The organism is Xanthomonas sp. SHU 199 (assembly GCF_000364665.1).
GTDB classification, from domain to species: Bacteria; Pseudomonadota; Gammaproteobacteria; order Xanthomonadales; family Xanthomonadaceae; genus Xanthomonas_A; species Xanthomonas_A sontii.
Genome location: NZ_AQOI01000212.1, coordinates 1 through 5,975, shown reverse-complemented (window position 1 = coordinate 5,975; position 5,975 = coordinate 1). Strand labels below are relative to the sequence as shown.

Annotated in this window: 5 protein-coding genes and 1 pseudogene; 4 read left to right on the top strand and 2 right to left on the bottom strand. The window is 72.3% G+C overall.

The features are described 5' to 3' along the window. From D183_RS24320 to D183_RS0108615, 3 genes and pseudogenes are all read left to right on the top strand, one after another. Positions 1–258 (top strand): annotated as a pseudogene (locus D183_RS24320) (uroporphyrinogen-III synthase); the annotation flags it as partial. Between the two features lie 112 nt (positions 259–370). Continuing rightward, positions 371–1,351 carry a uroporphyrinogen-III C-methyltransferase gene (locus D183_RS0108620; RefSeq protein ID WP_017908650.1) on the top strand — a complete coding sequence of 327 codons (981 nt, stop codon included), beginning with the start codon at positions 371–373 and terminating at the stop codon, positions 1,349–1,351. After that, a complete protein-coding gene (locus D183_RS0108615) occupies positions 1,348–2,616 on the top strand; it encodes a heme biosynthesis HemY N-terminal domain-containing protein (RefSeq protein WP_017908649.1) in 1,269 nt (422 codons plus the stop codon). The genes D183_RS0108620 and D183_RS0108615 overlap by 4 nt, the downstream gene beginning before the upstream one ends. Before the next feature lie 228 nt (positions 2,617–2,844). Here D183_RS0108615 and D183_RS0108610 read toward each other — a convergent pair whose 3' ends face one another. Both D183_RS0108610 and D183_RS0108605 read right to left on the bottom strand, forming a co-directional pair. Then, positions 2,845–3,414, bottom strand: a complete 570-nt coding sequence (locus D183_RS0108610; protein WP_017908648.1) for a hypothetical protein — start codon at positions 3,412–3,414, stop codon at positions 2,845–2,847. A 160-nt stretch (positions 3,415–3,574) separates the two neighbouring features. Further along, positions 3,575–4,855, bottom strand: coding sequence for an acetyl-CoA C-acetyltransferase (locus D183_RS0108605; protein ID WP_026143786.1), 1,281 nt, complete (start codon positions 4,853–4,855; stop codon positions 3,575–3,577). Between the two features lie 105 nt (positions 4,856–4,960). Here D183_RS0108605 and D183_RS0108600 point away from each other — a divergent pair, with 105 nt between their 5' ends. Further along, positions 4,961–5,848 carry a hypothetical protein gene (locus D183_RS0108600; protein WP_017908647.1) on the top strand — a complete coding sequence of 296 codons (888 nt, stop codon included), beginning with the start codon at positions 4,961–4,963 and terminating at the stop codon, positions 5,846–5,848. Positions 5,849–5,975: the final 127 nt, after the last annotated feature.

The following is a 5,975-nucleotide window of genomic DNA, read 5'->3' as shown; positions in this document are numbered from 1 at the left end:
GACCTGGCCCGCCTGCGTGCGGCGCCGCCCGGCGTGCTGGCGCTGAGCAGCGGCGAGGCCCTGCAACAGCTGCTGGCGCAGTTGCCGGAGGAGTTGGCCCGGGCCTGGCGTGCACGGCCGGTGGTCGCGGCCAGCGCGCGCCTGGCGACCCTGGCCGCGGACCTGGGGTTCGTCGACGTCGCCCAGTCAGCCGGACCGATGCCGCAGCAGTTGGTCGCCGCAGCGGCCGCGATCGTAACGCGCTCGCCACCTCGCTGAACGCGGACCGCCGCCCGGGTTGCGGCCGCAGTGCCGCTCACGCCATGCTCCGGCGGTGCCGCGCCGACCGCCGCCTTGCTCGCGACGGGCGACGGCCCCCAGGACGCTGCCGATGACCGACGAAATCCCGATCACGCCTCGCCGTTCCACACGCTGGATCTGGTTGCTGCTGGTGCTCGCCACGCTGGCCGCGCTGGCGTTCGCCGGCTGGCGTGGCTGGGACTGGTGGCAGGCGCGCAGCGCGCGCGAACTGGCCCAGCAGTCGGACCTGCAGCAGCAACTGCAGGCCTTGCAGCAGGCCCAGGACAGCCTGCGCCGCGACCAGCGCGCCACCGCGCAGCGGCTGCAGGACGCGGCCAGCACCAACCGCGTGCTGCGCGACGAAATGCTCGGCCTGAGCCAGCGCAGCGCGCTGCTGGAGGCCAATGTCGCCAAGCTCGCCGATTCCAACCGTCACGGCGCGCAGGCGCTGCGCCTGGACGAGGTCGAACTGCTGCTCAACCAGGGCCAGCAGCGGCTGCTGCTGGCCGGCGATGCGGCCGGCGCGCGGCGTGCCTACGCACTGGCCAGCGGTGTGCTGGACGGCATCGACGATCCGCAATTCCTCAACCTGCGCCAGGCGCTGTTGCAGGAACGTACCGCGCTGGACGCGCTGGGCGACGGGCCGCAGGCACGCCTGGCGGCGCAACTGGATGCCTTCGCCGCCAGCCTGGACAAATTGCCGACGCAACTGCCGGAGAGCGCGCAGCAGCCGCTGTGGCAGCGCCTGCTGGCGCCGCTGGTGAAGATCCGCCCCTCGCAGGGCGGCGTGCTGGCCGCCGGCTCGGAGCGCGTGGCCGCCCACGACGCGCTGCAGCTCGACCTGACCCTGGCGCGCGCGGCGCTGGAACGCGGCGACACGCGTGGCTATCGCAGCGCCCTGGCCGGCGCCGGGCGCTGGCTGTCGCGGCTGTGGCCGGAGTCGCCGCAGCTGCGCGAACGCCGCGCCGCGCTGCGCACCCTGGCCAATGCCGATCTGCGCCCGACCATTCCCGAACTCGGAACCACCCTGCAACAGTTGCGCGCGATGCGCGACGCAAGGAGCCCGTCATGAAATCCCTTCGTTCCCTGATCGTGCTGTTGATCGTCATCGCGCTGGGCGTGATAGGTGCGCAATGGCTGGGGCAGGACCAGGTGCGCCAGCTCGGCGAGGTGATCGTGCGCGTCGGCGGCACCGACTACATCGCCTCGCTGCCGCAGGCCTCGCTGCTGCTGGTGATCGCGTTCCTGGCGCTGTGGCTGGTGTGGAACGTGCTCAGCTTCCCGTTCCGCGCCTGGGGCCGGCGCCGCCGCAAGCAGTCGCGCGCGCGCCTGCTCGACGGCCTGGCCGCCGCCCACGCCGGCCAGTGGACACGGGCCGAGAAGCAGCTCAACGCCGCCGCCGAAGACCCCGAGGTCAGCGCCATCGCCCTGATCGCCGCGGTACGCGCGGCCGATGCGCGCGGCGACCGCGAGGCCACCGAGCGCCACCTGCGGCGCCTGGCCGAACGCGATCCCGCCGCGCATGCATTGCTGCTGGCCGAACTGCATCTGGAGCAGCAGCGCCCGGTCGATGCGATCAATGCGCTGGACGTGGCCGCGGCGCAGCCGCTGCCGCCGCGCGGGCTGTTGCTGCGCACCGAGGCACTGACCCGCATCGGTCGTGCCGGCGAGGCCTACGGCCAGCTCGGCGCGATCCGCCAGCAGCAGGCGCTGCCGCTGGAGGCGATCGCCACGCTGGAAACGCGCCTGGCCGCGGCCTCGCTGGACCAGGCCGCCGATGCCAATGCCCTGGCCGAGCGCTGGGAGAGCCTGCCCAAGTCGCTGCGCAGCGAGCCGGCGGTGGTCGCCGCCTACGCGGTGCGCGCGGCCGCCCTGCGCTGGGACGATGCGGCGCTGCGCAGCCTGGAGCAGGCGCTGGACACGCGCTGGGACGAAGGCCTGGCCGCGCTGTACGGGCGCCTGCCGGTGGAGAAGTACGATTCGCGCCGCGCCAGCGCGCAGCGCTGGCTGCAGGCGCATCCGGACAGCCCGGCGCTGCTGCTGACCCTGGCGCGTCTGGCCAGCCGCCAGCAGCAGTGGCCGCAGGCCGAGGAATTCCTGCACCGCGCGCTGGCGCTGGGTGCCGGTGCCGAGGCGTGGGAAGTGTTCGGCGACGGCTATGCCGACGCCGGCGACATGCTCGCGGCGCAGCGCTGCTACGCCAATGCGCTGCGCGTGCAGCGCGGCGACATCGCGCAGCCGCTGCCCGAGCCGGTCGCGCCGGTGACCCCGATCGCGCCGGCGCCGGACAGCACGGAACGCCGCGACGACCATGGGTTCCCGCGGCTGGAGGGTTGAGTCCGTCCCGGTGTTGTCAGAGATGGCCGAGCCTGCAAGACCAGGCTGAGCAGGCTGATCCGCGGCGAAAGCGCGTCATGGCCGCTTCCGGACGCGGCAGCGCACGCGCATCGCTCCTGCGCCGATCAGCGAAGAGGAGCACGGCAGAAGGCCTGGGCCGCGTCGTGTGCCCAGGCCGGCGGCGCGCCGGTCATCGCATCCGAAGGTAGGCCGGCCGCGTCCGTCCGCTCAGCGCCGCAAGGCCGGCGGCAGCGCCGGCAGGCGCGCCAGGAACGCGGGCGCCAGGCCCTTGTAGCGCGCGTAGCGCTCGTCCATGCGCCGCGGCACCAGAATGCGCGCGCCGAACATGCCCCAGATCAGCATGACCAGGAACACGGCGCCTCCCAGCCAGAACCCACTCTCACCGCCGACGGCGACTCCCAGCAGCGGGCCAACCAGGAAGGCACCGGCGATCAACAGGATGTACCGGTTGCGCCGACGCCGATGCGCCGCGCACATCCCGAGCACATGGCTGCTGCGCTTGCGCGCGACCAGCGCCGCGATCGCATAGACCAGGATGCTCACCAGGATCAGCGCGTACCAGCCCGGCGCGTGCCAGTAGAAGGTGCGCTTCTTGAGTTCGTCGTTGCCCAGCGCCGCCCCGCACTTCACGCAGTGCGGCGGGAACGGCGCATCGCGCAGGCACAGCAAATCCGTGCCATCGCGCCACAACGTCTCGCCCGGCAACGGCGGCGGCAGGCTGGACGGACTGGCGACGCTGGGCGCCTGGTATGGATTGAAACTGCCCTGCTCGGTCATGGCCTGCGCCCCCCTGCGCGCCGTGTCGCCCGCGTGACGCAGGCGAATCGGCGGGCATGGTAGCGCGACGGATGCGGCGCGGTCAGCGCCGGGGCGGCGCCGCAGGGCCGAAGGCCGTGGCGCGGCGCACGCCGGCACGAGTGCCAGCGCGCGGTGACGCTCAGCGTTCGACGATCGCCACCACGCCCATGCCGCCGGCGGTGCAGATGGAGATCAGCGCGCGGCCACCGCCGCGTTCGACCAGTTGCTTGGCGACGGTGGCGACGATGCGCGCGCCGGTCGCGGCGAACGGATGGCCGGTGGCCAGCGACGAGCCCACCGGGTTGATCTTGGCCGGATCGATCTGCCCCAGCGGCGCGTCCAGGCCCAGCCGGGTGCGACAGTAGTCCTCGCTCTCCCAGGCACGCAGGGTGCACAGCACCTGCGCGGCGAAGGCCTCGTGGATCTCGTAGATGTCGAAGTCCTGCAGGCGCAGGCCATGGCGCTTGAGCATCTCCGGCACGGCCACGGTCGGCGCCATCAGCAGGCCTTCGCCGTGCACGAAATCCACCGCCGACACCTGCGCATCGCGCAGATAGGCCATCGGCACGTGGCCATGCGCCTGCGCCCATTCTTCCGAGGCCAGCAGCACCGCGGCGGCGCCGTCGGTCAGCGGGGTCGAGTTGGCCGCGGTCAGAGTGCCGCGGCCGCTGACCTTGTCGAAGGCCGGCTTCAGCGTGGCCAGCTTCTCCAGCGAGGTGTCCGCGCGCAGGATGTTGTCGCGCTCCACGCCGCGGAACGGCGCGATCAGGTCGGCGAAGAAGCCGCGCTCGTAGGCGGCGGCCAGCTTGTGGTGCGAGGACACCGCCCAGGCGTCCTGCGAATCGCGCGAGATGTTCCATTGCTTGGCCATGTCCTCGCAGTGGTCGCCCATGCTCTTGCCGGTGCGCGGCTCGGCCACGCCCGGGAACTCGGGCTTGAGCTCGGCGAACTTGAAGCCGCGGGTCAGCGCGCGCAGCTTGTCGCCGGTGCTCTTGGCACGGTTGGCCGCCAGCAGCCGCGCGCGCAGCTTCTTGCCGTAGACGATCGGCACCTCGGAGGTGGTGTCCGAACCGCCGCCGATGCCCGACTCGATCTGCCCCAGCGCGATCTTGTTGGCGACGGTGATGATGCTGTCCAGGCTGGTGCCGCAGGCGCGCTGCAGGGTGATGCCCGGAGTCAGCGGCGACAGCCCGGAGGACAGCGCGGCCTCGCGGCCCAGGTTCCAGTCGCTGGAATGCTTGATCACCGCGCCCATCGCCACTTCGCCCAACTGCTGCCCGTGCAGCCCGTAACGCTCGACCAGCGCGCCCAGCGTGCGCACCGACATGCCGAGGTTCCCGACATCCGCATACGCCGTGTTCTGCCGGCAAAACGGAATGCGGACGCCGCCGAGAATGGCGACGGGACGGGCTGCTGGCATGGGATTACCTCGCGCGAGGGAAGTCGGGGACATGGCCTGCACGGTAGCGCAGGCATAATGAAGCGAGTGTAGCTATGCGCCCGCGACGGGCCAACCGCCAATCCCATGACCCAAGCCTTCGCCACTCGCCACGCCCACGGGGTGATCGCCCTGGAATTGTCCTCCGGGCGCGAACCGGCGCACCCGGCGCTGCCGCATGCGCAGGCCGCCGAACTGGCCGAGAAGGTCGGCCGCGACCTGGCGCAACTGGTGCCGGCGGTGCGCGAACTGGAACTGAGCCTGGCCGGCGCGCATTTCGACCCGGCCGAAGCGTTGCGTCCGGGCTGGCCGCTGCACCGGCGCCTGGAGGAACTCGCCGCCCGCGCGCCCGGCCGCGCCGAAGGCCCGCGGTTGCTGGCCTTCGGCACCGATGCCGACGGCAGCGTGCCGCTGCCGTTCCAGGCCGATGCCGGCCTGCGCGGCGGCGCATTGCGGGTGGTGCCGTTCCTGCTCAGCGGCCCGGCCGACACCGTGCAGTCCGTGGCCGAGGCACTGGAGGACGTGTTGCTGGCGCAGGGCATGGCGCAGGCCGATACCGCGCTGCTCGCGCAGAAGGGCTTTGGCGCGGAGATCGAGCACGCCCGCTACCTGACCGGCCACGACCTGGCGGCGATGATGTCCATGCAGTACGACAACCAGGGTCTGGCACCGCTGTGGCCGCTGATCGAGACCGCGCTGCTGGCGCCGGACCAGGAAGAATGGCTGCAGGCCCCGCCCGAGCCGCTGCTGCGCTACCGCGAAGGCGAGGTGCGCATGGCGCTGTTCGACCCGGCCAGTTGGTGCGCGCACTACGCCTACGACCGCCAGGACTGCGAGCGCCTGCAGCGGGTCTACGAGCAGTACCTGGCGCGCCAGCGGCAACTGGCCGCGGTGCTCGAGGCCCACGGCCTGCCGGTGCTGTACGTGCATTGCGAGAGCGGGCAGGACGCCAAGCAGGCGTTGCTGGCGGCCTGAGCCGCGAGACGCGTCGCGGTGCGTCAGTCATCGCTGGGACAATCTTGATGCTGGGAGCGCAACTGCATCGGCAGCGCGTCACTGCATCCTGTGTACACCGGTACACGACACCGGCGACGGCATCACT

Excerpts from the sequence above, each read along its gene's own strand:
- D183_RS0108620 (WP_017908650.1), top strand. The coding sequence starts at position 371 with ATGACCGACGAAATCCCGATCACGCCTCGCCGTTCCACACGCTGGATC.
- D183_RS0108615 (WP_017908649.1), top strand. The coding sequence starts at position 1,348 with ATGAAATCCCTTCGTTCCCTGATCGTGCTGTTGATCGTCATCGCGCTG.
- D183_RS0108610 (WP_017908648.1), bottom strand. The coding sequence starts at position 3,414 with ATGACCGAGCAGGGCAGTTTCAATCCATACCAGGCGCCCAGCGTCGCC.
- D183_RS0108605 (WP_026143786.1), bottom strand. The coding sequence starts at position 4,855 with ATGCCAGCAGCCCGTCCCGTCGCCATTCTCGGCGGCGTCCGCATTCCG.
- D183_RS0108600 (WP_017908647.1), top strand. The coding sequence starts at position 4,961 with ATGACCCAAGCCTTCGCCACTCGCCACGCCCACGGGGTGATCGCCCTG.